This is a genomic window from Brevibacillus sp. HB1.4B, assembly GCF_013284285.1.
Taxonomy (GTDB): Bacteria; Bacillota; Bacilli; order Brevibacillales; family Brevibacillaceae; genus Brevibacillus; species Brevibacillus porteri.
In genome coordinates this window covers 179,968-206,601 of sequence record NZ_JABSUT010000001.1, presented here as the reverse complement: position 1 = coordinate 206,601, position 26,634 = coordinate 179,968, and the positions used below count along the sequence as shown (strand labels likewise).

Genomic DNA, 26,634 nt, shown 5'->3' with positions numbered 1-26,634 from the left:
AATTATACCCAACCGCGGAAGCGAGAAGCTTCTGCCATTTTGCGGGCACCAACCATGTAAGCAGACAGACGCATATCAATACGACGAGTTTGCGACATGTTGTATACATTTTCAAACGAACGAACCATTACTTTTTCCAACTTCTCTTCTACTTCTTCTTCAGACCAGTAGTAGCCTTGGTTGTTTTGTACCCACTCGAAGTAGGAAACAGTCACACCACCGGCACTTGCCAGTACGTCTGGAACCAGAAGAATTCCACGCTCAGTCAAAATCTTGGTCGCTTCCAAAGTAGTTGGGCCATTTGCCGCTTCTACTACGATTGACGCCTTGATGTTGTGAGCATTTGCAGCTGTGATTTGGTTTTCGATCGCTGCCGGAACCAAAATATCGCATTCCAGTTCCAAAAGCTCTTTGTTGGAAATCGTGTTGTTGAACAGTTTTGTAACTGTACCAAAGGAATCACGACGATCCAGCAAGTAGTCAATATCCAAACCGTTCGGATCATGCAGGGCACCGTAAGCATCAGAGATACCTACAACTTTAGCACCTGCGTCATGCATGAATTTTGCCAAGTAGCTACCAGCGTTACCAAAGCCTTGTACAACTACGCGAGCACCTTTTACGTCGATGTTGCGACGTTTCGCTGCTTCACGGATGCAAATCGTTACACCTTTTGCAGTAGCTGTTTCGCGGCCATGGGATCCACCCAGCGCAATTGGTTTACCCGTAATGAAACCAGGCGAGTCAAATTCACGGATACGGCTATATTCGTCCATCATCCACGCCATGATCTGTGAGTTCGTAAAGACGTCCGGAGCTGGAATATCTTTAGTAGGGCCCACAAGCTGGCTGATTGCGCGAACGTAACCGCGGCTCAGTCTTTCCAGTTCGCGGAAGGACATTTCACGCGGGTCGCAAATGATACCGCCTTTACCACCACCATATGGCAGGTCGACGATACCTGCTTTGAGGCTCATCCAGATAGAAAGTGCTTTAACTTCATCCTCAGTAACTTCCGGGTGGAAACGAATGCCCCCCTTGGTCGGACCTACTGCATCGTTGTGCTGTGCACGATAGCCCGTAAATACCTTTACTTCGCCATTATCCATGCGAACCGGAATACGTACAGTCAAAACGCGTAGCGGTTCCTTCAAGAGTTCAAACATCGATTCTTGGTAACCTAGTTTCTCCAGTGCTTCCTTGATCACCGTTTGAGTTGAATGGAGCAAGTTCAATGATTCTTGCTTTTCTTTCCCTTCGGTGCTTTCGGTTACCACGTCTTGATTACCCATTACTTACCACCTCAAAAATGTTTTCGGTCAATGCCGCCTTTAGTATACACGCTTGTATCATTTATGAGAAGCTTAAAAATGTTTTTTTTCCATTTCGAAAACGTTTTCGTGCCTTGTTTTGCATAATCATTCAATTATTTACCATCCATTTTGAAATCGCTTTTACAGACTGCATTTTTCACAAACAGCTTCAAATGCACGTCCAGTCATGCTTGTATTGTCCCCAAACTTGTTTCTTTCATTACAGGAATAGTGAATTTATGCCATAATGGAAAAAGTAATGGTGGAAGTTTATTCATGGAGGTGTTTTTATGAAAAAAAAGTCTATTTTGTTTGTTTTTGCCCATCCCGATGACGAAACGTTTGCTTGTGGGATTTCCATTTCCAAATATAGTGAAACGAAAATGGCCAGCACTCATCTCTTGTGTGCAACAAAAGGGCAAGCAGGAAAAGCTGGTGAACCACCGTTATGCTCACCCGAAGAGCTCCCCCGCTTTCGCGAGCAAGAGCTTCGCGACGCTTGTGCCATACTCGGGTTCGATCAGGTAGACGTCTGGGAATATCAGGATAAGTTCCTAAACTCAGTGCCTGTAGATGAGCTCGTTACTCGTATCCATCAGGCCATTCACCAGATCCAACCGGAAATCGTCGTCACGTTTGCACCGCATGGCATCTCCGGACATCCTGACCATTTGGCGATTAGTCATGCTACCACCCAGGCTGTCCTCTCTTTAGGCCCAGATACGAGTGTGCGAAAGCTTTATTACGCAACTCGCTCGTCCGAAGAAGGATTTGGTACAATAAAGCCTCCCTTTACGGATCCAATCGAGAGCATTACGACGATCATTCACGCCCCCGAATACATGCAAAAAGTCGCAGATGCCTTGCGGGCGCACAGAACACAGCACCTATCAGTAGAACGCGTTTTCCCAGGGGTAACAAAAGGCGAGCACCATTCTGTTCCGCCAAACAATCATTACATCTTGGCTTGGCACAGCATTCCGAACTATACCATTCAAGGTAAAGAGGCTGATTTTTTTGACGGCCTAGCATAATCTGTACAGACAGCAACAGCACCTAGTTGGTTGACTAGGTGCTGTTTTATATTCCCAGACATTTCGTTTCCGATTACGTGAAATGCCTGCATATTTCTTTTACAGCATCGTCGGCAACGATCACTTTCCCGTATTCTTCCAACACATAAATCGTTATCGGCGTCGCTTCTCCGTACTCAGAGAGGATCGCAATTAACTTGTGATAACGCTCCTGATCCAAGTCGACTTCCTCCAGCACCAGATGATATTTCCCCTGGTAGAAGTAGGCAGCTCCGCCATTGGTCAAAAGGGCGTTAATGCGATGGGCAGCTTCAACCATATGCTCAAAGTCCCGGAAGGCATACATGATCAGATCGCTTTCTTCCAACGTGACCTCTAGCTCGTATACATCCTCGTCTTCGAATTCTTCTTCTTTTCCGTCCTTTGAGCCCGTCTTGCCACGCGTTACGATTACGACCATTCCCTGAGCTGGCAAGGCGAACACTTCAACTGCAACAGGCCCTGATACCTCAAACCCTAATTCGTGATAAGCCTGTTCCATCATGTCGTTGAACAGTTCATGAACTTTAGGAATGTCACGCCACATGTCTTCTTTTTCTATCCCGCGCTCTGTGAGGTCGTCAAAAGTTAAAAAGATTCGTATTTTATCTTGACCAAGGCGTTCAACACGCATGACTGTCCCTCCTCGCCATCCAGTCGTACTACAAAATATGATGGTAAGCCTGTAAGAGTTCTCCACATTCTCCGGCGAATACCTGTTGGCATTCATCCATTTTTTGATGGACTGGAAAATAAGGGGTAGTCCTATCATATCACATTTAGTTACTGGAACAAAAGCTACCATGACACCTACGCAGCATTCGCCTATCGATGTCGAATCCACTCACGAAAAAAGAAACTTTGTTGTTGCCTGTCATTTCCTGCGCTTTCCCAGGAAAAGTTCCCCCTCATGGTTCTTCTTCTGTATTTATATTTGGCTCTGCTAGTTCGGGTTCCTTCTCATTCATAAAGGTTTGTACATGAAAAAACGCCCAGAATCAGGCGTTTTTCTACTTCTCATATTCACGTAGCCGCTTTTGAATCCAAATGGCCGCCTGTGTTCCATCCCCCATGGCAATCGACACTTGCTGAGAATGCTGATTGATATCGCCGACAGCCCATAGGTTGGGATGATCGGTTTCTTTTGTTCGCGGATTCGTATGAATGTGGCCTTTTTCATGAATTTGCACGGAAAAACCACGCAAAAGCTCTGTTAAAGCATGAGCACCAGGAAAGGCAAGAAACGCTCTTTCTGCAAATAAGCGTTCACCTGAAGAGAGCTCGATTTCTTGCAATTGCCCCGACGTATGATGAAGGGCACATACTTTTTCCTCCCGATACATAATCCCTCGCTGACTTAGTCCAGAGACAGCCTGCGTATCCACCTGCACTTTTGCATGGTTAATCACGGTTAACTTGTTTGTATAATAAATAAGTTCATCGGCCATCGAAACAGCGTGTGGGCCCGCTCCAATGATTGCCGTGTCTTTCTCAACGGTTTCATAGCCGTCACAGTCGGGACACAAGAAAATTGATATTCCTACACAATCGGAGAAGCCAGGGATCGTTGGAAACGGATCGCGAATGCCAGATGCCAATACCAGCGTTCGCGAAGTAAGCGTATGTATGCCACTTTTCGTACCTATCGTAAATAAGCCGCTTGAATCAGTAGCAAGCTTTGTTACCTCATCTGTTATCAAGATTGCGCCGTATTTTTGCGCTTGCTCCCTGCCCGCTTGACGCAAAAAATCGCCACTAACCCCCTCCGAAAATCCGAGAATGTTTCGGTAGGCTTTGGCGACTGTTGATCGACCACCCGGCATGTCAATGACTGCAACGCGTCGAAGGCATCTTGCTAGTTGGATTGCGGTTTGAAGCCCCGCAATCCCGCCGCCGACAATGACGGTATCATACTCCACTTGCATCCACCTGCTTATCCTTTTCCCGATAGCATTGCCAGTGGAGCACGATCTCATTACTGAACGAGGGGAACCCAGACAATTTTTCCTTCAACGAGCCCTGCTTCTGAATGAAGTCTGTTATATTTTGCGATTCGTCCTACGTTCGAATTATTTCCATAGTACTTTCGTGACAGCATAAACAACGTTTCACCCTTCTTCACCACATGCTTGACGACCTTCGATTTTGTTGTAGGCGGTGTTGAAGCTTGTTTTCCCGGTATAGCTACTTTGCTAGTAGAAGTACTCGCGATCTGGTTTGCCTTGTTTACAGGTGTACCAGTCGAAGTTTGAGCTGGGACTGGGCTTACAGCAGGTGTCTGTACGCTTGTGGTCGCCTTCACTGCAGGCTCAATTGATTTTGATTTGATCGTTTTCACCTTGGCAGGTGGGGTGGTCACGCTTGCACTGGGATCAGGCGTAGCATCTAGAACGACAGATACAGGCTCCTTTTCCCCTGCCTTGCTTCCTTGCGAAGTGGTACTCGCTTTACTAACATCTTTCACTTCAACACTACCAGAAGCTGCTGACTCGTGTGGGACATTGGCCCTGTACAACTCAAGACCAATCAACCCGAAAAAGACGAGTCCAAACAAGTATAATCCCGGTTGAATCCACTTTTTAAACGAGAACGACGCTTTAGGGCGAGTATGACGGGAGCGTCGGGGTGGTAATGGATTATGCTCGAGATTCACTCTTCCTCCCCCTTTTTCTTGATCGTATTTTGTAAATAAAATGCTAACATGACGTCAATAAGGATATGAGCCACAATCGAGGGCCAAAGGGACTGAAAGTGGGAAAACAAGAGTCCCAAGATCCAGCTTGTACCAAATACACTTATGATCATGAGCGGCTTTTTCAAATAACGTACGTGGATCAGTGTAAAAATAAGACTGCTCCAAAAATTCCCGGTAAGAGATTGAATGACTCCCCGGAATAGCCATTCCTCTCCCACTCCTACTACCATACAGACGAGAATCGTAGTGGATGGTAACATGGCCCCAAAAACTTTCTCATTGATACTGCCATCATCTTGCCATCGCTTAGGCAAGTAACGATCCATCGCCATACTCGCGGTGATAATACCTCCGGCTACAAACACGGCCCACAGTACGGCGTTCCAGCCTGGCAAAGTAAACAAGGACAGAGTAGCATCCCAGCCCAACACCAATAAGCTACCGGCAGCAGCCACTCCCATCACGATTCCTTGTGTCAACCATAGATTCAGCCGAAGCGTGGCTTCATCCACCTCTAGCCGATCTTCCCTCACTCGATGTTTCTCTCCTTTATTTGTTCGGCAAAAGAGTGTCTAACGCCTGCCGCAAATTCCATTTGATTTGTTCATTCTTTGCGATTGTATGGTCATTCGTTTGGAAATACGCATCCGTAGTTAGGCCACATTTCTTACAGCAATATAGATCAAATTGATGATCATTTTCTTTGAAATACGTATTGATGCTCGCACGCAAACAGTTTTCTCCTCTTACGTAAGACACCATTTCTGCCAGCTTTTTTTGCTTAAAGCTTCTTCTTTTTTCCGTTTCCTGCCAAATGATTTGAGCCTTCGGATACGATTCACCCGCAGCGGCAGCTTCGTAGGAGGCCAGCACTCTTTCCGTATAAAAGGCAAGAAGTGCACCCATTTCTTCGGATATGTCCACCATCGCCAATGCCTCGTTCGTCAAGGGTACTCCAGTATTGCACAACTGCTCGTATTTTTGAACTTGCCCTTGTGTCGGGTACTCCTTCTCCAGCATGTGTTGATGAATCTGCCAATCGTCCCACGAAAATAAAAGCAGCGCATACCCAGGCTTGCCGTCACGGCCGATCCGCCCGATTTCTTGTGCGTATGCCTCCAAACTGGCTGGCATTTGGTAATGGATGACGTAGCGAATATCTGGTTTGTCGATCCCCATACCAAACGCATTAGTTGCAATAATAACATCCAACTCGCCCGCGAGAAATTGGGATTGGATCAGCATTCTCTCCATGCTGTTCATCCCCCCGTGGTAACCGTGAACGCGTTTTTTCCCATCGAGTTGATAAGAGGCTGCCAATACATCTACCGCTTGTCGCGTGCTGCAGTAAACGATCCCAGGGCCCTGCAAACGATCCATCTGATCAATTACATACGAACGCCTGTCAATTTCCTCCGCAACTTCAACCAGATCATAGGCGATATTCGCCCGATTAAGGGATTGCAACACGACGTCTTCTTTTTCAATGGAAAACAAGCTGCAAATTTCTTCACGAACAGTCGCCGTAGCGGTAGCCGTCACAGCCAGAACAGGAGGTGCTCCCAATTGTTTCACAACTTGTGGCAATCGCAAGTAATCTGTGCGAAAGTCATGTCCCCATTGCGAGATGCAATGCGCTTCATCAATGGCGATCAAAGACACCCTCGTCCGCTTTAACACTTGTTGGACATAGGTCTGTTGAAGCTTTTCTGGAGAAATATATAACAGCTTGAACGCGCCTTCTGCGAGCCCTTTTAAAATTTCGCGGGACTCTGTCGGATCTTGCATGCTGTTCAAATAGGTAGCTGGAATTTTTTTTCGTGCTCGAAGCTGTTGCACCTGATCAACCATCAAGGAGATTAACGGGGAAACCACGACGGTCAGACCCGGCAAAAGCATTGCTGGAAGCTGATACGTCACTGATTTCCCGCCACCTGTTGCTAATAACCCGAGAACGCTTCGTCCAGACAATACACGTTCAATAATGGACTCCTGACCGGGACGGAATGAGTCGTATCCAAAATGCAGCTTTAATCTGTCGTGCATGAGCTGTTTGTTCATTTTGCCCCCCTTGTCGCTCGTGCCAGTGCCAATCGGATTTGCAAATACGTCACTGTTGCTTCCAATTGATCCTTGATGAGCCGGAGTCTGCTTGTATCGAGTCGCTCACTCGTCTCCACGATCTCTTTTGCCAACTCATTCGGTAAATACGTTGTCATATCCCATTCCGGACAGCGTAAGGCAATCTCTACCAAATGATCTTCTATCGTACTTTCTTTCATTTGTCGTTTCTTCGCTATTTCTTTTTTGTCACTGCCAGTCTGAAGAAGGGCATACGTTCGAGCAGCACTTTCGGTTAGACGTGGATCAAGCTTGTGCGATTCTGTAACAAGTTTTGATAAAAGAGGATAATGATTGCTCTCTGCAAGCAGCGTCTGAATCGACGCGGCAAGTCCGTATCGAAACTGCAGCATGAGATAGCTACGACTCGTTTGGCGAATCTCTGCTACCTGTCCCAAGGTCTTGCCGACTTGTCCTACTCCTGACAGTTGACAAAATAAAAGCTCCTGAACACCTTCATCCAAGGGCTCCCACAATCGATATAGCTCGTCAGACAATTGCTGCTTCCAAGCAGTTCGCATTGCCCCATCAGCCAATTGGTTTTTTACCCAACGCTGCGCCGTCTTGTCCGAAACGACCGGAATGAAACCGAGATCACCATGATGCATTTGCGAGATCGTCTGCACCATTAGATGAAGCCTACTCCAAAATGGTTCGATTCGCTCCGCCAAATCGGACTGGGTAAAAGGTGCGAACCATACATCAAACCGATATTTTTGGTACGTATGTTTGGCATGCTGCAATCCTGTATCAGAAAAGGTAAATGTCGGCTTCGAATTCGTTCCACCTGCATCAACCGGTAAAATCCAGCCCGCCTGAAATAAAGTTGAAACTATTTTCTCCCAATCCTCTCTTGGAAAACGAGAAAACATCCGATAATACGGATAAAGGGTATACAAATGCACATCTTGCAGTGTCTGATTGGCTTTTCTGCCACGCAGTATGTAGTAGGCTGATTGCAGCGTTCGTTCATTGGCCAGAGGTAACATGGCATTCAAGGCGACCGCACATAAAAGGTCCTGCTCCTCTGCCGCACTGTTCCGACTGTTCATTGGTACTCCTTACATCATTCTATATTTTTCAAAGCTCAAAGTAAGCGAAGTAAACTGCATCATTGGATTTGGAGGATAGTATGACAAAACGATTGAAAAGAACTGAATTTATGATGGCGTACATGATCATCATAACACTTGCATGCACAGTTGGTGGATTTTTTTTCGGGGCCCATTATATGAAGACACAATTGGAGTCGGAACAAGCCGCCGTACTCGAAGCAGAGAAAAAGGAAGCCGAAAAAGAAAAACTGCTGCGTGAGCAAAAGCTGTACAATGAACAGGACTTTATTCGATTTTACTATGCCGTTTATGCACCGCTGCTTGATCTGAAGCAAGCACATTTTGATACGATGGATAAATGGAATCAAATGAACGAAAGTGAACGGACGGATGGCTTGAAGCAGCTCAGCAATTTAGCTGACCAGACAAGGAAAGAGCTGGAGAAAAGTGTTCCCTTGCCAACGTCACCCATGCTGAGACAAGCTCACGCCACTTTTACGAACAGTGTACGGGCGTATTTGGATAGTATGGAGCAGATTCGTTCCGATCAAAATAATGCTACGCCTGCTTCTATTGGAGCTAGCCTGACGCTTTTCCAAAATAATTGGCTAACCGCACAGGAAATGGTCTATCACTCCATCGCGTCTTGGGAATCGGCTTATGTGGTCAAGCAAGCCATGCCGAAACAAGTACCTGGAGCCGTTAACACCGCGCAGTGGAAGCAGTATCCGTTTCACTACCGCACCTATCTCGCAGCTGTGGCCATGTCGGCAAGCAATCAATGGAGCAGCTATAGTCCTGAGGACCTGACTGCAAGACTTGATTTGCTCATCGCGTCTAATGAAGTTCAAGCACTAGGAATCAAGGATTTAGCCGCTGCCGTAAAGATTTTGAACGCGACAGATGCAGTATCTGCGGGAGATTTTAAACGCTTGAACACACAGCTCTACTCCGTGCTGAGGGCACCTGAAATCCCTCTTTATAAGTAGTCGTACATTTTTAGACTGATTCAATCTTGAAATCTTGTCACCAAGAGCATACAATGGTCTATGATAGTGGACGTACCACTTCGGTATGGGAGGTGAAACCACGATGACTACATGGGTAGATAAAGATACTTGTATTGCTTGCGGTGCTTGTGGCGCCACGGCTCCTGACGTCTTTGATTACGACGATGAGGGCCTTGCGTTCAACAAGTTGGATGACAATGCTAACAGCGTTGAAATCCCGGATATCCTGCATGACGATGTTCGTGATGCTGCTGAAGGATGCCCGACCGACTCTATTAAAGTGGAATAGTATTCCATCTACTAATGGAAGAGACCTCTTACGTACTCCGGTATGTAAGAGGTTTTTCATTATGCCCTCCTCTCCTCCACTGAACGAATGATCGACAACTTTCCGTTCTTTCTTTTGTGATTTTTCGGTATGATAAAAGCAACAGCAAAAACCGAACATTAAAGTGCGTTTTTTCCATTTTTTGTGATGTCAATATCTTAATGTTCGTGTTTTGGTCATTTTACCGCTGTTTCTAGCATATAATTGAGCGTTATTCACGAACGATAAGCGATTTAAAATAAATAATGTTCATTTTTTCTTGTTTTTCTTCTTGACGGTGTTATTTTGACGTGATATCGTAAGTACAAATCTTACGAAACACCTTATAAAACAACGGCGTTGACGAAGAAACGCTGTGATCGAGAAATCCCCAGAGAGCCGATGGTTGCTGCGAATCGGCGATTTCTCCCACGGTTAAGCACTTCTGAGCTGCTGCGTTGAAAAGAGGGTTCACCATCCCAGTAGACGCAAACGGTAGATCCGTTATCTCTTTTAGGTCATGTACCTACCAAGGCTCTTTTTTGAGAAAAAAAGAGCGAATGAGGGTGGCACCGCGAAGCAAAGCCTCTCGTCCCTCACTGTTCTGTAATAGGAGCAGTGTGAGAACGGGAGGTTTTTTTGATATGCACATATATAGGAGGAGAAAACCATGTTTGCAGACAAAATGATCTTGAGAATCCCTGGTCCTACCCCCATTCCACCACGTGTTCAAACAGCGATGAGCCAACCGATGATTGGACACCGCAGCGGCAAATTTTCCGCTCTCTTCGCCCGTACTGCTGAAAGACTAAAGCCTTACTTTGGCACCAAACAGGACGTATACATCTTGGCAGGTAGCGGAACGAGCGCGCTGGAGATGAGCGTCGTAAACACGCTCCAACCAGGCGATGAAGCTGCTGTCCTCATCAGCGGTGCATTTGGTGAGCGCTTTGCAAAAATTTGCGAGCGTTACGGTATAGTCGCCCATCGGTTAGAAGTGCCTTGGGGAAACGCCGTAACACCTGAGCTGGTTGAAACATTCCTGCAAAAAAAGCCGCAAGTAAAAGCCGTATTTGCCACCTACTGTGAAACATCCACTGGGGTAGAAAATCCGATCGCTGATTTGGCGAAAGCAATCCGCACACATTCGGACGCCCTCTTCATTGTGGATGCGGTAAGCAACCTCGGTGCGGTTCCATGCGAGATGGACGCTTGGGGTGTCGATATCGTGGTAACCGGCTCGCAAAAAGCTTTCATGCTGCCAACAGGCCTTGCCTTCCTCGCTGCGAGTGAACGCGCATGGCAAGTGATTGAGCAAAACAAATCGCTCGCCTTCTATTTGGACCTGAAAGCATACCGCAAGAGCTTGGCAGAGCAAACAACACCGTATACGCCTGCTGTATCCCTCATCTTCGGTCTCGCCGAGGTATTGGATATGTTGGAGGAAGAAGGCTTGCCAGCTATCGTAAAGCGCCATGAACTGATGAGAGACATGACTCGCGCAGCGATGAAAGCATTAAACATCAAACTCATGGCGGAAGATCAGTATGCATCGACGACCGTAACTTCTTGCGATCCTTCTGGTGTCTTTCATGCAGAAGCTCTCCGCAAAATGTTAACGCAGCAATTTAACATCACGATTGCTGGCGGACAGCAGCACCTGAAAGGCAAGATCTTCCGTATCGGGCACATGGGTTATTGCGAGCCATTGGATGTCCTGCAAGTCATTTCTGCCATCGAATTGTCGCTTCACCAAATCGGTGCCCCAGTAGAGCTGGGTGCTGGTGTAAAAGCTGCTCAGGAGGTGCTCATTGCACATGTATAAAGTACTCATTACCGACCCACTAAGCGAATTTGGAATTCAACAGCTCTTGGACGCTTCTGATGTAGAAGTTGTTCGTCAAACAAACCTCTCCCCTGCCGAACTAATCGATGTGATTGGCGACTACGATGCACTCCTCGTACGCAGCCAAACCCAAGTAACAGCAGAAGTACTCGCTGCCGGCAAAAAGCTGAAGGCAGTCGGTCGTGCTGGTGTTGGGGTCGATAACATCGATATCAACGCTGCCACCCAAGCGGGTATTCCAGTCATCAACGCTCCAGACGGTAACACCATCTCTACTGCCGAGCATTCGTTTGCCATGCTGATGGCTGTCGCTCGTAACATCCCTCAAGCTCACAAGAAGCTGGTAGACGGTACATGGGATCGCAAAAGCTTCCAAGGGGTTGAGTTGAACAACAAAGTACTCGGAGTCATCGGGATGGGCCGTATCGGTTCAGAGGTTGCGAAGCGTGCAAAAGCATTTGGCATGACTGTTATGGGCTTCGATCCTTTCATGACCGAGGAACGTGCACAAAAGATGGGCGTAACCAACGCGACTGTTGATGAAATTTGCCGCAAAGCTGATTTCATTACCGTCCATACTCCGCTGACAAAAGAAACCCGCCATATCATCAGCACGCGTGAATTTGCGAAAATGAAAGATGGCGTTCGCTTGATCAACTGCGCTCGCGGGGGAATCATTGACGAGAAGGCTCTCTACGAGGCGATTACCACTGGAAAAGTCGCGGGGGCAGCTCTGGACGTTTTCGAAGAAGAACCACCTGTAGACAACCCTCTCGTTGGTCTGCCACAAGTAGTAACGACTCCACATCTAGGAGCTTCGACTATTGAAGCGCAGGAAAACGTGGCCGTAGACGTATCGGAAGAAATCCTGAAGGTTCTTCGTGACGAGCCATTCAAAAACGCAGTGAATTTGCCTTCGATCCCTGCGCACGTGATGGAAAAAGTTCAACCATACTTTACGTTGGGTGAAAAGCTGGGACATTTCCTTGCCCAAGTGACGGTAGGTTCCATTTCGGAGATTTCGATTAAATATAGCGGTGAGTTGACGGATGTAGACACGTCTCCTTTGACTCGGACAGTCCTCAAAGGCGTGCTGTCTTTCCGTTTGGGCGAGGAAGTCAACTATGTGAACGCCCCGATTCTGGCAAAAGTGCGTGACATCACCGTAACGGAGCAAAAGGCAGCACAAAACAAAGGCTTTACGAACTTACTGACCGTTAGCTTAAAAACAACGCAAGAGACACGCACAGTATCTGGAACACGACTCAATGGTTACGGTGCGCGTATTGTAAAAATTGACGACTTTGCGATTGACGTAGCGCCTGAGGGCTACCTCCTCTACATTCACCATAATGACCGTCCAGGCGTGATCGGACGTGTCGGCTCTATCTTGGGTGAAAACAGCGTGAACATTGCAACGATGCAGGTAGGACGCCGTGATATCGGTGGAGACGCGATCATGATGCTCTCTGTCGACAAACCATTGACGCCAGAGCTTCTCGATACGATGGGCGAGCTGGCGGAAGTGAAAAGCGTTACACAAATCGAGCTGTAGGTTCTCCTTTTCCGATGAAAAAGACCTGGCCATTTGCCGGGTCTTTTTCTTTACCCTTATTTTGGTTAGAGCTATAATGGGACAAGATAATTCTACACACCTAGGAAGGAGCTTCTTATGACGAACCAGGCATTATTCGCTATTGCTATCTTTTTAGTTACCTATGCATTTATTATTAGCGAAAAGTTACATCGAACCATCGTCGCCATGTCGGGCGGAATTCTCATGGTCTTGTTCGGGATCGTTACACAGGAACAAGCAATTCACCATATCGACTTTAACACGCTCGGCCTACTTATTGGGATGATGATCTTGGTTGCCATTACGGCGCAAACCGGCGTTTTCAAGTATGTGGCCATCCGTGCGGCAAAGGTCGCAAAGGGCAAACCGATTCGCATCCTCGTCTACCTGAGCTTGATCACGGCCGTTGCCTCCGCCTTTTTGGACAACGTTACCACTGTACTTCTCATCGTACCTGTGACGTTTAGCATCGCCCGCCAGCTCGAGCTTAATCCGATACCTTTTTTAATCAGTGAAATTATCGCTTCTAATGCCGGAGGAACAGCTACATTGATCGGTGACCCACCGAATATCATGATTGGAAGCTCTGTACCAGAGCTTGATTTTATGAAGTTTCTTGTGAATTTGAGCCCAATTATCATCGTGATTATGGCTGTAACCGTTGTTTGCTTGGTCTTGATTTACCGCAAGCAGTTAGTAACGTCACCTGAGTTGAGTGCAAAAATCATGCAGTTAAATGAGCGCGATGAAATTACCGACAGCCGTTTATTGAAAAAGTCTTTGACGGTGATGGGATTGACCATTATTGGTTTCATGCTCCATGGGGCCCTTCACTTGGAGTCGGCAACCATCGCTTTAACTGGAGCTTTTCTTTTGCTCCTCCTTACCGGAGAGCATTATTTAGAAGACGCGATCAGCAAAGTCGAGTGGAATACGATTTTCTTCTTCATCGGTCTGTTTGTTCTCGTCTCTGGTTTAGTGGAAACAGGCGTGATCAAAAAGCTCGCAACGGAAGCAATGAATCTGACGGGTGGAGATCCATTGAACACCTCCCTGTTGATCCTCTGGTTGAGTGCGATCGCCTCTGCCTTTGTTGACAATATCCCATTCGTCGCCACCATGATTCCGATGATCAAGGAAATGGGAGCCCTCGGGATCACCAACCTGGAGCCTCTTTGGTGGAGCCTTGCACTCGGGGCGTGTTTAGGAGGAAACGGTACCTTGATTGGAGCGAGTGCCAACGTGATTGTAGCTGGCTTGGCCTCAAAGGAAGGCTATCATATCGGCTTTTTCAGCTTTATGAAGGTCGCCTTCCCGTTGATGATTATCTCTATCATGATTGCTCATCTCTACGTTTACCTGCGTTATTTTATTTGGTGAGGAGGAATCCATTTGTTCCATTACACCTATGAAGAAAAGGAAATCGAGATAAAGGAAGTTGTTTCTGAGCAGGGCGCTTCTTTTCAGATCATCGTCAAAACCGAATCAATGCGAGAGCGTGTGAAAGAAGTTCGCCGTTATTTTGAAGGGAACAAAGACTATACGGATGTCATGTTTTTTTCTCGTGAAGACGGTTCTTTTGAAGTAATCGTTAGGACGGACATGATTGAATCCTTTTTGATTGACGCCTTTCGCTTCAAATGCTTGCAATCGATTTGTTGGGAATAAAAAAACTCCGCCGTATGTAGAAACGGCGGAGTTTTTTTATCTACAGAATGGACAGGATATCGCGAACATCATCCAGAATAAAATCTGCTTTTTCCTCTTCAAACTTGCTGCGCGCGTCTTGACCAGACAATCCAGTCAATGTCGCTGCAAACTTGCAACCGATGGAGCGAGCCGCTAGAAAATCTGCGAGTGAATCGCCGACGATCAATACCTCTTCTCCATTTTCGATTGGCAATGAAAAATGGACAGCATCGCTAATAGGTGCATCGAGTCCGAGCAACCCTTTTACATAGGAATAAGGGTGTGGCTTGGACATCGGTGCAAAGCTAGGAAATGCTTCTTCCGCATCGAGTACGTGAGAGGCAGTTACGACGCGGTTCGGGTCGAACCATTCCAGTATGTTCATCTCACTGAGGGGAACATGCGTCTCGATGGTAGGACGCCCTGTTCCAATCCCCAGTGTGTATCCTTTTTCTTTTAACGTGCGGAACAACTCGACCATTTCTGCAGGCGGTACAATCGGAATCTCGTCTGACAAGAAGCCCTTCTTGCCCGGCTGCATGGTTTCACGGCCAATTGATGCCGCCACACGCTCATCACCGAGATACCATTCTTGAAACGTCTTTTGAATCAACTGCCATAGATCACTATTGCGAGAGAACATATCTGTTGAAACACCGCAACGCTCTTTTGCAATTTGATTCAAGTAGAGCAGCATTTCTGCTTTTTGTGCGGAACCTTTGGCAAAATCAGCGGTGAACGCTGCGTAGTCTACTTGGAAATCAGGAGCATAGGTGGCTGCCCACTCTTTCACTTTTGCTAGTTGCGGTCGATCAATTTGTTCGCTGAGAAGGCTCGTTGCTTCTGGCACTTGCGTTTTAACCGCTTCAATTATACGAATCAACTGATAGGAAAACGCGAGGAAAACCATGTCCCAGTTGGAGTTGATTCCACGTGACTTGATGAAATTCAGCACTTCATCATGAGCGAAAACTTGCTCGCGAACTCGTCTGATTTGCGCTTCTTCTGGAGCTGGTGTGAATTCCTCCCCTGCAAGCCCCACATACTGCGGACTGTACAAAAATTCCCACACTGTCAATGCAGAAGCATCAAAGTAACGCTCTTCACTCAACATAACCCCATCAACATCAAATAAGATCGTTTTGATCATTTCTCTCTACACTCCTATTTGTTTTTATGCAGCATCATGGCGATTGTAAAAGTCGTTCCCTCACCCAGTTTACTTTGCACACTGATGGTGCCCCCGTGTGCCTCGACAAGGTTTTTCGCGATGGCTAGTCCAAGACCAGTTCCACCTAGTCGTCCACGTGTACGAGCCTTGTCTGCTTTATAGAATCGCTCAAAAACAAACGGCAAATCTTCTTGCGGAATGCCACTGCCTGTATCGCTTATCTCAACCAGCAACGTTTTATCTCCGCGAGCACGAATGGTGACGCTTCCTCCACTTGGCGTATGTCGCAGTGCGTTATCGATCAAGTTCGTTAGCACTTGCTCCATGCGATCAGGATCCATGAGCACATGCGTATGCGTCGTCGATATTTCGAGGAAGAGATGGATTTCGCGTTCTCTCGCCAAATTGGTGAATTTACGTTGAATGCGCTCCAAATACGGACGCAGTTCCATCGTCTCCTGGAACAATTCAACATGCCCCGCTTCCATCCGTGCCAAGCTGAGCAATTCATTCACCAGCTTGGTCATACGCGCTGACTCGTCATAGATGATCTGCGCCAATTCTTTATGCTCTTCCGGTGTAGCCACGATATCGTCCACAATCGCTTCACTGTACCCTTGCAGCATGGATAGAGGTGTTCGCAGCTCATGGGATACGTTAGCCACAAAATCATTACGCATTTTATCTAGCTTTCGTTCCTGCGTGATGTCCCGAAGAACTGCGACAGCTCCACGGATTTGATCCCGATCATTCAAAGGTACCATGACAACGGACCAGATCCGCCCTTGAACAGGGATATCCTCTGTCACTTCCTGTCCCGTTTGCAAAACCTGCTGATAGAATGAGAACAGCGGCACCGGCTCATCCAAATGCTCGAAATCCCAATCTCGCAAAAATCGTTCTGCTGGCGGATTCGTTACGGCCAGCTTGCCGTTCGCATCTATCATCACAACACCATCTACCATGCTTCTAAGGACACTCGCCAGCTGCTCCTTCTCTTTGGACAGGGCATCGACTAACTGATTGAGCTTGCTTGCCATCGTGTTAAACGAAGCCGCCAGTTCACCTGTTTCGTCCTGGGTCCTAATCGGGATTTCAGCATGAAAGTCCCCTTCCGCTATGCGATGCGCCGTTTCTTTCATCTGACGTAATGGAATCGTAAGACGCGATGAGAGGAAAAAGGCGAATACAGTGGTAGAGACGAATCCGATGACGCCAACCACAAAGATTAAAAATCTGACTTCACTAACCGTATCATCAAAATCTTCAATCGCCTGATACATGACCACTGCGCCCGTTTTCCCCGCTGCCATTTCTAAAGGCACAGCGACCGCAAGCATTTCATGCTTGTTGTTCGTGTGATCAGCGGAATTCTCCACATTAATATAAATCGTTTTGGGAGCAGGATGCTTACCTGCCAGCGCATCAGGCAAACGCAAAGCAGGATTTTGGAGCAATTGCTCTACTGGAATACGAGGGAGCCCAGCCCCTTCGCTCATACCGACTTGCTTACCTTTTTCATCGAGAATGACCATGCCTGTATGATGGACCAAGCCAAACCTGGAAGCCATCTCCATAGCTGCTGTCATATCCGGACTCTGCGCCAAACCGATTGCGATGCCATCTGCCAGATCGTGCAAATTCTTGGACTGCCGATTGCTATAAAAGCTGTCAAAGGATTGAACGAGCAACAAACTGAAGATCGTCAAGACGAGAGCAAATAAGGCAATAATGGTCATCCATAGCTTTCCGACTACACTGCGAAAAATAACGTCCACTTTACTTAGGCACCTCTAGTTTGTATCCGACGCCCCAAACCGTGGCGATCATATTGGCAGCTTGCGGAGAAACACGGTTCAATTTTTCGCGGAGACGCTTGATATGCGTGTCCACCGTACGCAAATCGCCAAAGAACTCGTAGTGCCACACATCTTTTAACAATTCTTCACGCGTAAACACTTTATCCGGCGACAATGCCAGGTAGTGCAACAGCTCATACTCTTTTGGAGTCAGGCTCACCTCTTGGCCACTTGCGATGACTTTGTGTGCATCGTGGTCAATGGTCAATTCCGGGAAAACAAGGACAGAATGACTGTTGAATGTCTCTGTCTTCAAATAAGCTGTCGCGGAAGATCGACGCAGAATCGCTTTTACCCGGTACATGACCTCCCGCGGGCTGAACGGTTTCACGACATAATCGTCTACCCCTGCCTCAAACCCGTGAACGCGGTTCGTTTCTTCCCCTTTTGCTGTCAACATAATAATTGGGGTTGCCTTGAATTCACGAACACGCTGGCATACCTCGATCCCGTCCATTCCTGGCAGCATCAGGTCGAGCAAAATGATATCATAGTCACTTCCCACAGCCATTTCGACTGCTTGTTCTCCATTATCTGCTTCATCAATCAGGAAGTTTTCTCTTTCCAAGTACATTTTCAGAAGTCTGCGAATGCGCTCTTCATCATCCACTACGAGAATACGTGCCATTTTTTCCATCTGGAACACCTCTTGCTCTCATAATATCGTAAAACCGTTAGAAGATAGTCCAAAAAGCTGGTGGTAAAACCAGCTTTTCGAGGAAATTTTACACCCCAGCGTAGGAGTGTAAACCAGCAATGACCAAGTTGACCACGACCAGTGTAATCAAAATAATGACAAACCCGATGACGGACATCCATGCGGATTTTGCACCGATCCATCCTCTGGATAGACGCAAGTGCAAGTAGGCACTGTAGAAGAGCCAGACAATTAATGCCCATACTTCCTTCGGGTCCCAGCCCCAGAATCGTCCCCATGCCTCTTCTGCCCAAATCATGGCAAAGATAAGGGCCCCGAGGGTAAACACCGGATATCCGATACTGATTGCACGATAACTGATCTCGTCTAGAAGTTCAGGATCGACACTCTCAACGGAAGGCTTGATAGCAGCCCCTAATCGTTTTCGGAAAATCAAGCGCAATCCGCCATACAGAATTCCCCCTGTAAGGACTGACCACAGCATCGTGTTCAATTTACGTGCGGCGTCTTTTCCTTCCATCCAGGTAGGTGCCTCAAAGAGTGGTGAAATTGGACCTTCCTTGATGATGGTTGAATCAGCAGGTGCAACAATTGCAGGCAGAATGTACTCCACTTTCGGTTTTACCATCTGTCCTGCTGCATTCATTTCTTCTTTCTTCATCTCAAATACCGTCTTTTGATCCATCCGAGCAAAAGAAGAATCCATCAAAATGAATCCAACAAGCATCAAGACCACAGCTAGCACGATCTCCAACCATTTCGTACTTTTCGTCGAAATATGCTGCGGAACGGTACGGATCAAATACATCAGACCCGCTGCAAAACCAACTGCCAAAATCCCTTCACCCAGTGCAGCAGTCGTCACGTGAATATGCAGCCAGTAGCTCTGCAAAGACGGAATCAATGGAGTGATTTCCTTCGGGAACACGTACGAGTACGCGAGCATGATAACCCCAAGCGGAAGGACGAACGCTCCAATCGAGGTCAGCTTGTAGATCCGGTAAATAATTAAGTAGGCCAGGATAATACAGTAATCCAAGAATGCCATAAACTCAAACATGTTACTCGTCGGGCTATGGCCGCCGGCAATCCAGCGAGCCATCACATACCCTGTTTGCGCCACAAAACCGATAACGGCTAACCAATACGCAATCCGTCCATAGCGATCCTCATGTTGTTTGGGATCCCGCCCTGCCCAGTTTTTACCCGTCACGGCTACAGCGAAGACGATAGACGAGATGACGTAGAGCAGAAACGCGACATCCAGTAACCAGTCACTCAGTTGAATGAGCTGCACGTTGTTTGTACCCCCTTTGAAGCTTTAGGCCTTGGCCTTCGTTTTATCTTCTATCGTGACAGGGAGCTCCGCTTGTTTAACCAGCCCATCTACTTCTCGGCGAAGACCGAACCAGTTTTTATTCGTGTGAGCTGCTACCAAGATACTTCCCTCTTGCGTCTGTATCCAAACCCTACGATGTTGCCAGAACATACCGATCACAACGCCCGCAAGGAAAATGAATGAACCTAAATAAATCAGTGGCAATGCTTTGTCCACCCGTACATTCAGCCCTGCAATATCGATTAAATCAGGCATTTTGATGTCGAGTCCGTAACGCGTATCATTTTTCTGTGTAAGAATGGTTCCTTCTAGATAAACCAGTTTTTCGTTATAATTGCCATTCTCTCCAATGAGTTCCAATGCCACCATCGGATTTTTAGGCAAATTGGTTTTCGTCGCCGGCTTCCCGTCTTTTCCCATTATAAAATCGGGGAAGTAATCCAAAATCCGTACCGTAAACCCATCCGCAATGGTTTGCTCGGGCTGTGGATTGTACAGATCAATTTTGATAAGACCGATCTCTTTTTTATTGTTTTTCAAATCGACCACTGTAAAATTAAGCGCTCCAAGCTGCATCTCTTGCACGCCACTCTGATAAATGTAGAGGCTGTCCTGCTGCATCGGATGATTCACGACGATCGGCCCCTTCTGTACTTCTACCAAATCCGGCTTTTTCCCTGGAACGTCAGCGCTTTTATTTTCATACAAAATGGCCTCTGTCTGGTAGCTCTTCACAATAGCTCCGCCCTTAAGCTCCAGTTGCTCCGGCATTTCTTCTTCCGACCAATACTCTGTCGTGTAGTTCTCGTTTTTTATGTAGTAAGGGGTATTCGGAATCGCCATTGTTTGTCCCTCACGCACCCAGACGTACTCGTCCAAGTAAAAGCCAGGCAGGCTTCGCATCAGGGTACCGACCAAAAACAAGATCAGTCCAATGTGATTAATGTAAGGACCCCAACGGCTAAAACGGCCTTTTTCAGCCATAATCGCCCGTTCCGTGCGGAAAATGCGGTATCCTTTTTCTTTCAATGCCAGAGCGGAGGCGTCCAGTATCGCTTCCTGATTGGCTTCTGGAGCAAGCTCACCCTCTGCAAAAAGCTTTTGTCCTTTCAAAAAGGACTTGTGCTGGTTCAATCGTGGCTTCTTTAGCGCTTTATACAGCGGTACTACGCGGTCCAGACTACAGATAACCAAAGACGTACCGAGCATTACCAGAAGCGTCACAAACCACCAGGACGAGTACATATTGTGAAATCCAAGGCCGTAGAAAATCGTTCCTAGTGTTCCATATGTTTCCGTATAAAAACGGGCAACATCTGCTTCAGTCGGTACGGGAACCGGTATGTACATTTGTTGCGGAAAGATGGTTCCGACTGCGGACGCCACCAAAATGACAATAATGATACCGATTGCAATTTTGACCGAAGAAAAAAAGTTCCAGACTCGATCGATTACCTTCGTCTTATTCGTTTGAGAACGTCTTGCCATTCCTTCATAACGCATGTCAGGAAACGATGTCTGCTCGTGGACTTCCACATTCAAAGGCTTCCCGCAAGACTCACAGAGCAGCGTCCCAACCGGGTTGGTATGACCGCATTCGCATTTTCTCTGATCCATCATTGCTCCTCACTTACGGCAAGATTTTTGTTATTTTCGACTCAATCATCGCTTCATCTAACTGCCCGATAAAAATTTCTTGCACTTCTCCATCTGGGTCGATGAAAAAGGTCGTAGGAATCGGACCGATTCGATACAGCTTGGTAATTTGCGATTGGCGATCGAGCAAAATAGGGAAGTCAATCCCGAACTGCTTCACGAATGGTTCTACGGCAACTGGCGATTCTCCGATATTGACGCCGACTACAACCAATCCCTTGTCTTTAAACTTCGTGTATTGCTCTTGCAATGCCGGCATTTCTTCCTTACAGGGTTCACACCACGTGCCCCAGAAATTAAGGATAACGCCCTTTCCTTTCAAACTTTCTAGAGTCAGCTCTGGTCCATTCAGCTGCTCCAAACTAAAATTCGGAGCATCGCTTCCTACTTTCACAGCACCGGGGTCCTTCACAAAGCTGGAATAGAGTGCAAAGACCAGCGCTACAAGCAAAACACCCAATACCGCGATCCTGACATATGTACGATTGCTTTTGTTCATGAGGCCATACTCCCATCTACTGCTAATAAATTGCATCCTTTTCCCATTCTATTATAGCGTTCCTAGTTTTTCCGACAGCGCACAACTTATGAACAGATTTTGAACGAATCAATGTTTCTACCGCGGGCTGCGTTTCTTTTGAACCAATCCCCGCTTCAAGCTCTCCACTTCCTCATGAGTAAGCTTGCGAAATTCGCCCGGCTTTAGTCCATCTAATGTGAGAAATCCTAAACGGATTCGCTCCAATGTCAACACCGGATGACCGATCGCTTCACACATTCTGCGCACTTGGCGGTTTCGTCCTTCATGTATAGTCAGTTCTACCAATGCCTTTTGGCTGTTAGACTCTGTCTTCAACAATTTGGACTGACCGGGAGAAGTCATGCCGTCTTCCAAACGAATGCCGGTTGCTAGCTTGCTCACTTTGTCCTGACTAGGGATTCCCTTTACCCATGCCCGATACACTTTATCGATTTCATAGCTTGGATGTGCTAACCTGTTGGCTAGCTCCCCGTCGTTTGTCAAGAGCAGCAAGCCAGAAGTATCGTAATCCAAGCGACCTACTGGATATACCCGTTCTTTAATTCCCTTCAACAGATCGATCACTACCCGTCTGCCGCGCGGGTCTGTGACGCTCGTAATGACACCAGTAGGCTTGTACAGCAAGAGATAGACATGTTGCTCCAGCCTAACCTGCTGTCCATTCACCACAATTTTATCTTTGAGCGGATCGACTTTTATTCCCTGCTCTCGTACGACTTGGCCATTTACCTGCACCTTGCCTTGCGCAATCAATTCTTCACAATGGCGACGAGAGGCGACTCCAGCATGCGCCAATACTTTCTGTAAACGTTCCATCGTTGGTTCACCTCTACAACATCATACCCATTCTTACTAGTGTGGACAAGAAAAAGGGAAAAACTTCCCCATATCCATGAGGAAGTTTTCACTGACTACGCTATTTGAACTCTTTTTAAGCGAATATGTAGGAGACAATGAGCAGCGAGAAGATGACACCAGCCAGGTCCGACCACAAGCCTACCTTTAGCGCATAAGCAGAATTGCGAATGCCAACTGCGCCAAAATAAACGGTTAGGACATACAGTGTCGTATCTGTGCTCCCTTGCATGGTAGCTGCCAGTCTGCCTAAAAAAGAATCGGGACCGTACTGCGCGATCAGATCTGTTGCAATCGCAAGTGAGCCTGTTCCCGTCAACGGACGAAGCAATGCTAACGGGACCAATTCTTCCGGAAAATGCAACAGGTCAAGAAGCGGTTTGAGTGCGCGAAGCAGTAGATCCAATGCTCCTGACTCCCGAAACATACTTACCGCGACCATCATGGCAATCAGATGTGGGAGTATGCGAATCGTAGTGGTTAAGCCGCCTTTTGCTCCATCTACAAATGTCTCGTAGACGGGGACTTGTTTCCGCCACCCATACAACAAGACAAAGGCAATCGTAACGGGAATGGCCCAAAGAGAGAGCAGGGATACCCATTGGTACATAAGGACTCCCCCTATCTATGTCTTCGTATATGCCGATAACGATACATGCGATCAATCAACAGAGCGACAATGGTGGCAGCAAAGGAAGATAACAGCGTAGTACCTACGATTTCTACCGGATTCACGGAGCCATACTGCATGCGAATCGCGATCATCGTCGTCGGAATAATCGTAATGCTCGCCGTATTAATCGCCAGCAGCGTACACATGGCAGGCGAAGCGTTTTGCTTGTCTGGATTTAGCTTTTGGAGCTCTTCCATGGCTTTCAGCCCCATTGGAGTTGCTGCATTACCCAGCCCGAGTAGGTTTGCACTCATATTTGAGAGGATATATCCCATAGCAGGATGCCCTTTTGGTACATCCGGAAAAAGGGCTTGGATGATCGGTGACAATACCCGCGCCAATAGCTCAAGGAGTCCTGACTTTTCTGCAATCCGCATCATTCCCATCCAAAAGGCGAGAACACTGAGAAGACCGAGACTAACGGTTACTCCCGTTTTGGCTCCCTCAAACGCGGCTGCGTTGATCGCTTCCATCCGCCCTGTCATGGCCGCAACGACAATGCTAATGACAATGAGCCCGAGCCAAATGACATTAAGCACTCCACAGCCCCCCTGACACTATGTCCCAAAATGGCTGCCACATTGAGCGTGAAGCCTGCGGAGCTGCGAAAGCCGGCGCATCCACACTAACTAGCAACGGAACCTGTCCAATCATCTTCTCCTTTAAATAGAGTTGAAGAAACCCTGCCAGTTGGCCATTCATCTTCGCTGTAACCGTTGATTCTCCCATAACGACACGCTTGTGAATCCCCTCTGCCTCTGCCGTTTGCAACGGATATTGAAAAGCGTTTGTTGTGACAAGATGAATTCCTGCTTCAAGTGTGACTGGTGTGTCAGGCTTTACCTCCTGCCCTTTCTTGACCAGCTCTTGTAGCGGATAATTCGCAAAGCCCCAGTCCATCAGCTTGGCGGAGTCGTTCCAGTCATCAGAAGCATTCAGAGTAATCGTCGCCAGCTGCCTTCCATCCCGTGTGGCAGAGGAAGCTAGGCAACGCTTCGCGAGTTTTGTGTATCCCGTTTTCACACCATCAGCACCGTTGTATAGGTGAAGCATCTTGTTTTTGTTGAGTAGACGCCGGTCCCACTGTTCGCCTTCCCATGAAATATCCTTGACTTTCGTAGAAACGATTTGACGAAACACCGGATTATGTAAGGCGTAGGCGGACAGCTTTGCCATATCTTCCGCAGTGGAGTAATGCTGGTTACTGTCATCTAACCCATGCGGATTGGTGAAGTTCGTATGCTCCATTCCAATCATCGCAGCTTTTTCATTCATCAAGTAAGTGAATCCAGGCACTGACCCTCCGATGTGCGTTGCAATGGTGACGGCTGCGTCATTGCCTGATCGTAGCATCAAACCGTACAGTAGTTCTTCAAGCGTGAGCTTTTCTCCATTTTTCAAGTAGATCGATGAGCCTTCTACGCCTACTGCTTGTGGGGGTACCGTTACCTGTGCATCCAATTTGCCCATCTCGATCGCTACGATTGCTGTCATTGTTTTGGTCAGACTCGCAATCCTCATTTTTTTCGTACCGTTTTTGGAATAAAGAATCCGTCCACTCTCTACATCGACTAGTGCTGCACCTTCAGCTGACAAGCTAGGTGGAGTTGTAGCAGCATTTACCATCGCTGCCGGCGTAAGAGCCATCTGTATAAAAAGAAAAACGACGAGTACGCCGGACAGATATTTTCGTATGCTCATAAAAGTCCTCCCCATTTGAAAACTTGGGCTCAACCCTGCCTATTAGGCAAGAGAAAAGCCATCGTTATACCACGATACACAGGTTTGTACCATAGTATATGGGGACGAGTCGTATGATAGTACGAAAAACTGTCCGGGCTGTAACTAGTCGTTTGTCGGTTCTTCTGATTTTCCGAATAGCGCTGATGCTTCCAGTCGCGCTTCTTCGATATCTAGATTGACAGGCGGTTCTGGCAAATCCCCCAGTTCCCTTAATCCAAAGTGCTCTAAAAATTCTTTGGTGGTCGCGTACAAAATGGGGCGTCCGATCCCCTCTGCTCTCCCCGCTTCGCGAATGAGATGTTTGGATAAGAGGGTGTTCAGTGCTTTTTCGCATTTCACGCCACGGATTTCTTCAATCTCCGAGCGGGTCAGGGGTTGCTTGTACGCAACAATGGCGAGAGTCTCCAGTGCTGCTTGGGATAGCGTTGACTGACCCGGCGATGTTGCTAGCCGTTCAAAATAGGGCACATGCTCGGGCAGAGTGGTCAGCTGATACGCTTTTGCCACTTCCACGATTTGAATACCGCGTCCTGCCCGGCGGAAGTCAGCTTTCATGTCTTCGATCAAGTCGATGACCTCTTCTTCCGACACCTCAGTGATTTCACTGATTTCTTTGGCATCGATTCCTTCATCACCCGAGATGAACAGCAAGCCCTCGATTACGCCTTTCAGCTTGTCATAGTCCATCGGTATGGGCTCCTTCCGTTCCGTTTTCACATATGATGATGTCTTGGAACAATTGATTTTGTACACACGTAATGTGCTTAGCCTTCATGAGCTCAAGCAAGGCGAGAAAGGTAGTTACAATCTCTGTGCGCGTCGCACCTTGGGAAAACAACTCAGAAAAACGAACCATCCCACCGCTACGTACCGCTTGGCGTATCTCCGTCATCCGATCCTTGATGGAGATTTCGTCGCGCGACACCCTGGTCATCGGTTCTTTTTCTTTCGATTTCTTCACCAGCTTTTCCAGCGCGTTGATCAAATCGTAGAGGGTCACATTCGTCACGGTATGATCCTCTTCACGCGCATAAGGAGACAAATTCTCTGCGGGACGCGTAAAAACTTGATTACGACCGATCTCCATTTCTCGCAAGTTCCCGGCTAGCATCTTATAACGCTTGTACTCCAACAGACGCGCAACCAGCTCTTCACGCGGGTCTATCTCGTCTACATCCATATCGAGGAACTGCTGAAAGACATGCTCCTCCTTTTTGGGTAACAGCATCTTGCTTTTAATAGAGAGGAGCGTAGCCGCCATGACTACGAACTCACTGGCCACATCCAGTTGGAGCTCTTGCATCTTGTCAATCGTCGCGAGGTATTGCTCCGTAATTTCCGCTATCGGTATGTCGTAGATGTCCACCTCTGCCTTGTCGATCAGATGGAGCAACAGATCGAGTGGTCCCTCAAAAGAATCAAGTTTGATGCTGTAAGCCAAAAGACGTCCCTCG

At 47.4% G+C, this 26,634-nt stretch carries 26 protein-coding genes and 1 other annotated feature; of the genes, 7 read left to right on the top strand and 19 right to left on the bottom strand.

Annotation, left to right across the window (positions count from 1 at the left end; all coding sequences use genetic code 11):
- Positions 1-2: 2 nt before the first annotated feature.
- Positions 3-1,292 (bottom strand): Glu/Leu/Phe/Val family dehydrogenase, encoded by a 1,290-nt coding sequence (locus tag HP398_RS01095; protein ID WP_017248085.1) that lies wholly within the window; start codon positions 1,290-1,292, stop codon positions 3-5.
- A 311-nt stretch (positions 1,293-1,603) separates the two neighbouring features.
- Between HP398_RS01095 and HP398_RS01090 the strand changes: the two genes are divergently transcribed.
- Entirely contained in the window at positions 1,604-2,347 is a 744-nt protein-coding gene (locus tag HP398_RS01090; protein ID WP_173621595.1) for a PIG-L deacetylase family protein, read from the top strand.
- Between the two features lie 73 nt (positions 2,348-2,420).
- Here HP398_RS01090 and HP398_RS01085 read toward each other — a convergent pair whose 3' ends face one another.
- From HP398_RS01085 to HP398_RS01060, 6 genes are all read right to left on the bottom strand, one after another.
- Complete coding sequence (locus tag HP398_RS01085) at positions 2,421-3,020, bottom strand: genetic competence negative regulator (protein ID WP_017248082.1); 600 nt, start codon at positions 3,018-3,020, stop codon at positions 2,421-2,423.
- A 376-nt stretch (positions 3,021-3,396) separates the two neighbouring features.
- Entirely contained in the window at positions 3,397-4,311 is a 915-nt protein-coding gene (locus HP398_RS01080) for an NAD(P)/FAD-dependent oxidoreductase (RefSeq protein WP_173621594.1), read from the bottom strand.
- A 50-nt stretch (positions 4,312-4,361) separates the two neighbouring features.
- Positions 4,362-5,039 (bottom strand): LysM peptidoglycan-binding domain-containing protein, encoded by a 678-nt coding sequence (locus HP398_RS31105; protein ID WP_173621593.1) that lies wholly within the window; start codon positions 5,037-5,039, stop codon positions 4,362-4,364.
- Positions 5,036-5,614 carry a CPBP family intramembrane glutamic endopeptidase gene (locus tag HP398_RS01070; RefSeq protein ID WP_173621592.1) on the bottom strand — a complete coding sequence of 193 codons (579 nt, stop codon included), beginning with the start codon at positions 5,612-5,614 and terminating at the stop codon, positions 5,036-5,038. The genes HP398_RS31105 and HP398_RS01070 overlap by 4 nt, the downstream gene beginning before the upstream one ends.
- 16 nt (positions 5,615-5,630) lie before the next feature.
- Complete coding sequence (locus tag HP398_RS01065; protein WP_173621591.1) at positions 5,631-7,142, bottom strand: RecQ family ATP-dependent DNA helicase; 1,512 nt, start codon at positions 7,140-7,142, stop codon at positions 5,631-5,633.
- Positions 7,139-8,254 carry a YpbB family protein gene (locus tag HP398_RS01060; protein ID WP_017248078.1) on the bottom strand — a complete coding sequence of 372 codons (1,116 nt, stop codon included), beginning with the start codon at positions 8,252-8,254 and terminating at the stop codon, positions 7,139-7,141. Before HP398_RS01060 ends, HP398_RS01065 begins: the two co-directional genes overlap by 4 nt.
- 80 nt (positions 8,255-8,334) lie before the next feature.
- Between HP398_RS01060 and HP398_RS01055 the strand changes: the two genes are divergently transcribed.
- The 6 genes from HP398_RS01055 (at position 8,335) to HP398_RS01030 (ending at position 14,664) form a co-directional block, all read left to right on the top strand.
- Positions 8,335-9,246 carry a hypothetical protein gene (locus HP398_RS01055; protein WP_017248077.1) on the top strand — a complete coding sequence of 304 codons (912 nt, stop codon included), beginning with the start codon at positions 8,335-8,337 and terminating at the stop codon, positions 9,244-9,246.
- A 103-nt stretch (positions 9,247-9,349) separates the two neighbouring features.
- A complete protein-coding gene (locus tag HP398_RS01050) occupies positions 9,350-9,556 on the top strand; it encodes a ferredoxin (protein WP_007724004.1) in 207 nt (68 codons plus the stop codon).
- A 369-nt stretch (positions 9,557-9,925) separates the two neighbouring features.
- Positions 9,926-10,174, top strand: a binding site (T-box leader).
- Positions 10,175-10,244: 70 nt separating this feature from the next.
- Positions 10,245-11,399 carry a pyridoxal-phosphate-dependent aminotransferase family protein gene (locus HP398_RS01045; RefSeq protein WP_017248076.1) on the top strand — a complete coding sequence of 385 codons (1,155 nt, stop codon included), beginning with the start codon at positions 10,245-10,247 and terminating at the stop codon, positions 11,397-11,399.
- On the top strand, positions 11,392-12,975 hold the full coding sequence (gene serA, locus HP398_RS01040) for a phosphoglycerate dehydrogenase (protein ID WP_173621590.1): 1,584 nt from the start codon (positions 11,392-11,394) through the stop codon (positions 12,973-12,975). Before HP398_RS01045 ends, serA begins: the two co-directional genes overlap by 8 nt.
- 117 nt (positions 12,976-13,092) lie before the next feature.
- Positions 13,093-14,376 (top strand): ArsB/NhaD family transporter, encoded by a 1,284-nt coding sequence (locus tag HP398_RS01035; protein ID WP_017248074.1) that lies wholly within the window; start codon positions 13,093-13,095, stop codon positions 14,374-14,376.
- Between the two features lie 12 nt (positions 14,377-14,388).
- Entirely contained in the window at positions 14,389-14,664 is a 276-nt protein-coding gene (locus HP398_RS01030; RefSeq protein WP_069844673.1) for a hypothetical protein, read from the top strand.
- Positions 14,665-14,704: 40 nt separating this feature from the next.
- On the opposite strand, the gene HP398_RS01025 is transcribed toward HP398_RS01030, so the two are convergent.
- The 12 genes from HP398_RS01025 to HP398_RS00970 form a co-directional block, all read right to left on the bottom strand.
- Entirely contained in the window at positions 14,705-15,835 is a 1,131-nt protein-coding gene (locus HP398_RS01025) for an HAD family hydrolase (protein WP_173621589.1), read from the bottom strand.
- A 14-nt stretch (positions 15,836-15,849) separates the two neighbouring features.
- Positions 15,850-17,634 carry an ATP-binding protein gene (locus HP398_RS01020; RefSeq protein ID WP_069844671.1) on the bottom strand — a complete coding sequence of 595 codons (1,785 nt, stop codon included), beginning with the start codon at positions 17,632-17,634 and terminating at the stop codon, positions 15,850-15,852.
- A 1-nt stretch (position 17,635) separates the two neighbouring features.
- Entirely contained in the window at positions 17,636-18,352 is a 717-nt protein-coding gene (locus HP398_RS01015) for a response regulator transcription factor (RefSeq protein ID WP_012686105.1), read from the bottom strand.
- A gap of 88 nt (positions 18,353-18,440) precedes the next feature.
- Positions 18,441-19,670 carry a c-type cytochrome biogenesis protein CcsB gene (gene ccsB / locus HP398_RS01010; protein ID WP_173621588.1) on the bottom strand — a complete coding sequence of 410 codons (1,230 nt, stop codon included), beginning with the start codon at positions 19,668-19,670 and terminating at the stop codon, positions 18,441-18,443.
- A gap of 24 nt (positions 19,671-19,694) precedes the next feature.
- Entirely contained in the window at positions 19,695-21,329 is a 1,635-nt protein-coding gene (gene resB / locus HP398_RS01005) for a cytochrome c biogenesis protein ResB (protein WP_173621587.1), read from the bottom strand.
- A 13-nt stretch (positions 21,330-21,342) separates the two neighbouring features.
- Positions 21,343-21,867: a thiol-disulfide oxidoreductase ResA gene (gene resA, locus HP398_RS01000; protein WP_017248069.1), complete on the bottom strand. Its 525-nt coding sequence runs from the start codon at positions 21,865-21,867 to the stop codon at positions 21,343-21,345.
- 117 nt (positions 21,868-21,984) lie between these two features.
- The gene (locus tag HP398_RS00995; RefSeq protein WP_173621586.1) at positions 21,985-22,725 is read right to left on the bottom strand and encodes a pseudouridine synthase; all 741 of its coding nucleotides are present in this window, start codon (positions 22,723-22,725) and stop codon (positions 21,985-21,987) included.
- A 115-nt stretch (positions 22,726-22,840) separates the two neighbouring features.
- Positions 22,841-23,374 carry a spore maturation protein gene (locus HP398_RS00990; protein ID WP_007724050.1) on the bottom strand — a complete coding sequence of 178 codons (534 nt, stop codon included), beginning with the start codon at positions 23,372-23,374 and terminating at the stop codon, positions 22,841-22,843.
- An 11-nt stretch (positions 23,375-23,385) separates the two neighbouring features.
- Positions 23,386-23,976 carry a nucleoside recognition domain-containing protein gene (locus tag HP398_RS00985; RefSeq protein ID WP_017248068.1) on the bottom strand — a complete coding sequence of 197 codons (591 nt, stop codon included), beginning with the start codon at positions 23,974-23,976 and terminating at the stop codon, positions 23,386-23,388.
- Positions 23,969-25,138, bottom strand: coding sequence for a D-alanyl-D-alanine carboxypeptidase family protein (locus HP398_RS00980; protein WP_173621585.1), 1,170 nt, complete (start codon positions 25,136-25,138; stop codon positions 23,969-23,971). The genes HP398_RS00985 and HP398_RS00980 overlap by 8 nt, the downstream gene beginning before the upstream one ends.
- Before the next feature lie 144 nt (positions 25,139-25,282).
- Positions 25,283-25,867: an SMC-Scp complex subunit ScpB gene (scpB, locus tag HP398_RS00975; protein ID WP_017248066.1), complete on the bottom strand. Its 585-nt coding sequence runs from the start codon at positions 25,865-25,867 to the stop codon at positions 25,283-25,285.
- Complete coding sequence (locus tag HP398_RS00970; protein ID WP_069844664.1) at positions 25,857-26,621, bottom strand: segregation/condensation protein A; 765 nt, start codon at positions 26,619-26,621, stop codon at positions 25,857-25,859. Before HP398_RS00970 ends, scpB begins: the two co-directional genes overlap by 11 nt.
- Positions 26,622-26,634 lie beyond the last annotated feature (13 nt).

Bases quoted from the DNA above. Each gene is read 5' to 3' on its own strand.
- HP398_RS01035 (WP_017248074.1), top strand. From the start codon at position 13,093: ATGACGAACCAGGCATTATTCGCTATTGCTATCTTTTTAGTTACCTAT.
- resB (WP_173621587.1), bottom strand. From the start codon at position 21,329: ATGGATCAGAGAAAATGCGAATGCGGTCATACCAACCCGGTTGGGACG.
- HP398_RS01090 (WP_173621595.1), top strand. From the start codon at position 1,604: ATGAAAAAAAAGTCTATTTTGTTTGTTTTTGCCCATCCCGATGACGAA.
- HP398_RS01015 (WP_012686105.1), bottom strand. From the start codon at position 18,352: ATGGAAAAAATGGCACGTATTCTCGTAGTGGATGATGAAGAGCGCATT.
- HP398_RS01080 (WP_173621594.1), bottom strand. From the start codon at position 4,311: ATGCAAGTGGAGTATGATACCGTCATTGTCGGCGGCGGGATTGCGGGG.
- HP398_RS01025 (WP_173621589.1), bottom strand. From the start codon at position 15,835: ATGATCAAAACGATCTTATTTGATGTTGATGGGGTTATGTTGAGTGAA.
- resA (WP_017248069.1), bottom strand. From the start codon at position 21,867: ATGAACAAAAGCAATCGTACATATGTCAGGATCGCGGTATTGGGTGTT.
- HP398_RS01050 (WP_007724004.1), top strand. From the start codon at position 9,350: ATGACTACATGGGTAGATAAAGATACTTGTATTGCTTGCGGTGCTTGT.
- HP398_RS00990 (WP_007724050.1), bottom strand. From the start codon at position 23,374: ATGTACCAATGGGTATCCCTGCTCTCTCTTTGGGCCATTCCCGTTACG.
- serA (WP_173621590.1), top strand. From the start codon at position 11,392: ATGTATAAAGTACTCATTACCGACCCACTAAGCGAATTTGGAATTCAA.
- HP398_RS01045 (WP_017248076.1), top strand. From the start codon at position 10,245: ATGTTTGCAGACAAAATGATCTTGAGAATCCCTGGTCCTACCCCCATT.
- HP398_RS01060 (WP_017248078.1), bottom strand. From the start codon at position 8,254: ATGAACAGTCGGAACAGTGCGGCAGAGGAGCAGGACCTTTTATGTGCG.
- HP398_RS01055 (WP_017248077.1), top strand. From the start codon at position 8,335: ATGACAAAACGATTGAAAAGAACTGAATTTATGATGGCGTACATGATC.
- HP398_RS01085 (WP_017248082.1), bottom strand. From the start codon at position 3,020: ATGCGTGTTGAACGCCTTGGTCAAGATAAAATACGAATCTTTTTAACT.
- HP398_RS00980 (WP_173621585.1), bottom strand. From the start codon at position 25,138: ATGAGCATACGAAAATATCTGTCCGGCGTACTCGTCGTTTTTCTTTTT.
- HP398_RS01065 (WP_173621591.1), bottom strand. From the start codon at position 7,142: ATGAACAAACAGCTCATGCACGACAGATTAAAGCTGCATTTTGGATAC.
- HP398_RS00995 (WP_173621586.1), bottom strand. From the start codon at position 22,725: ATGGAACGTTTACAGAAAGTATTGGCGCATGCTGGAGTCGCCTCTCGT.
- scpB (WP_017248066.1), bottom strand. From the start codon at position 25,867: ATGGACTATGACAAGCTGAAAGGCGTAATCGAGGGCTTGCTGTTCATC.
- HP398_RS01095 (WP_017248085.1), bottom strand. From the start codon at position 1,292: ATGGGTAATCAAGACGTGGTAACCGAAAGCACCGAAGGGAAAGAAAAG.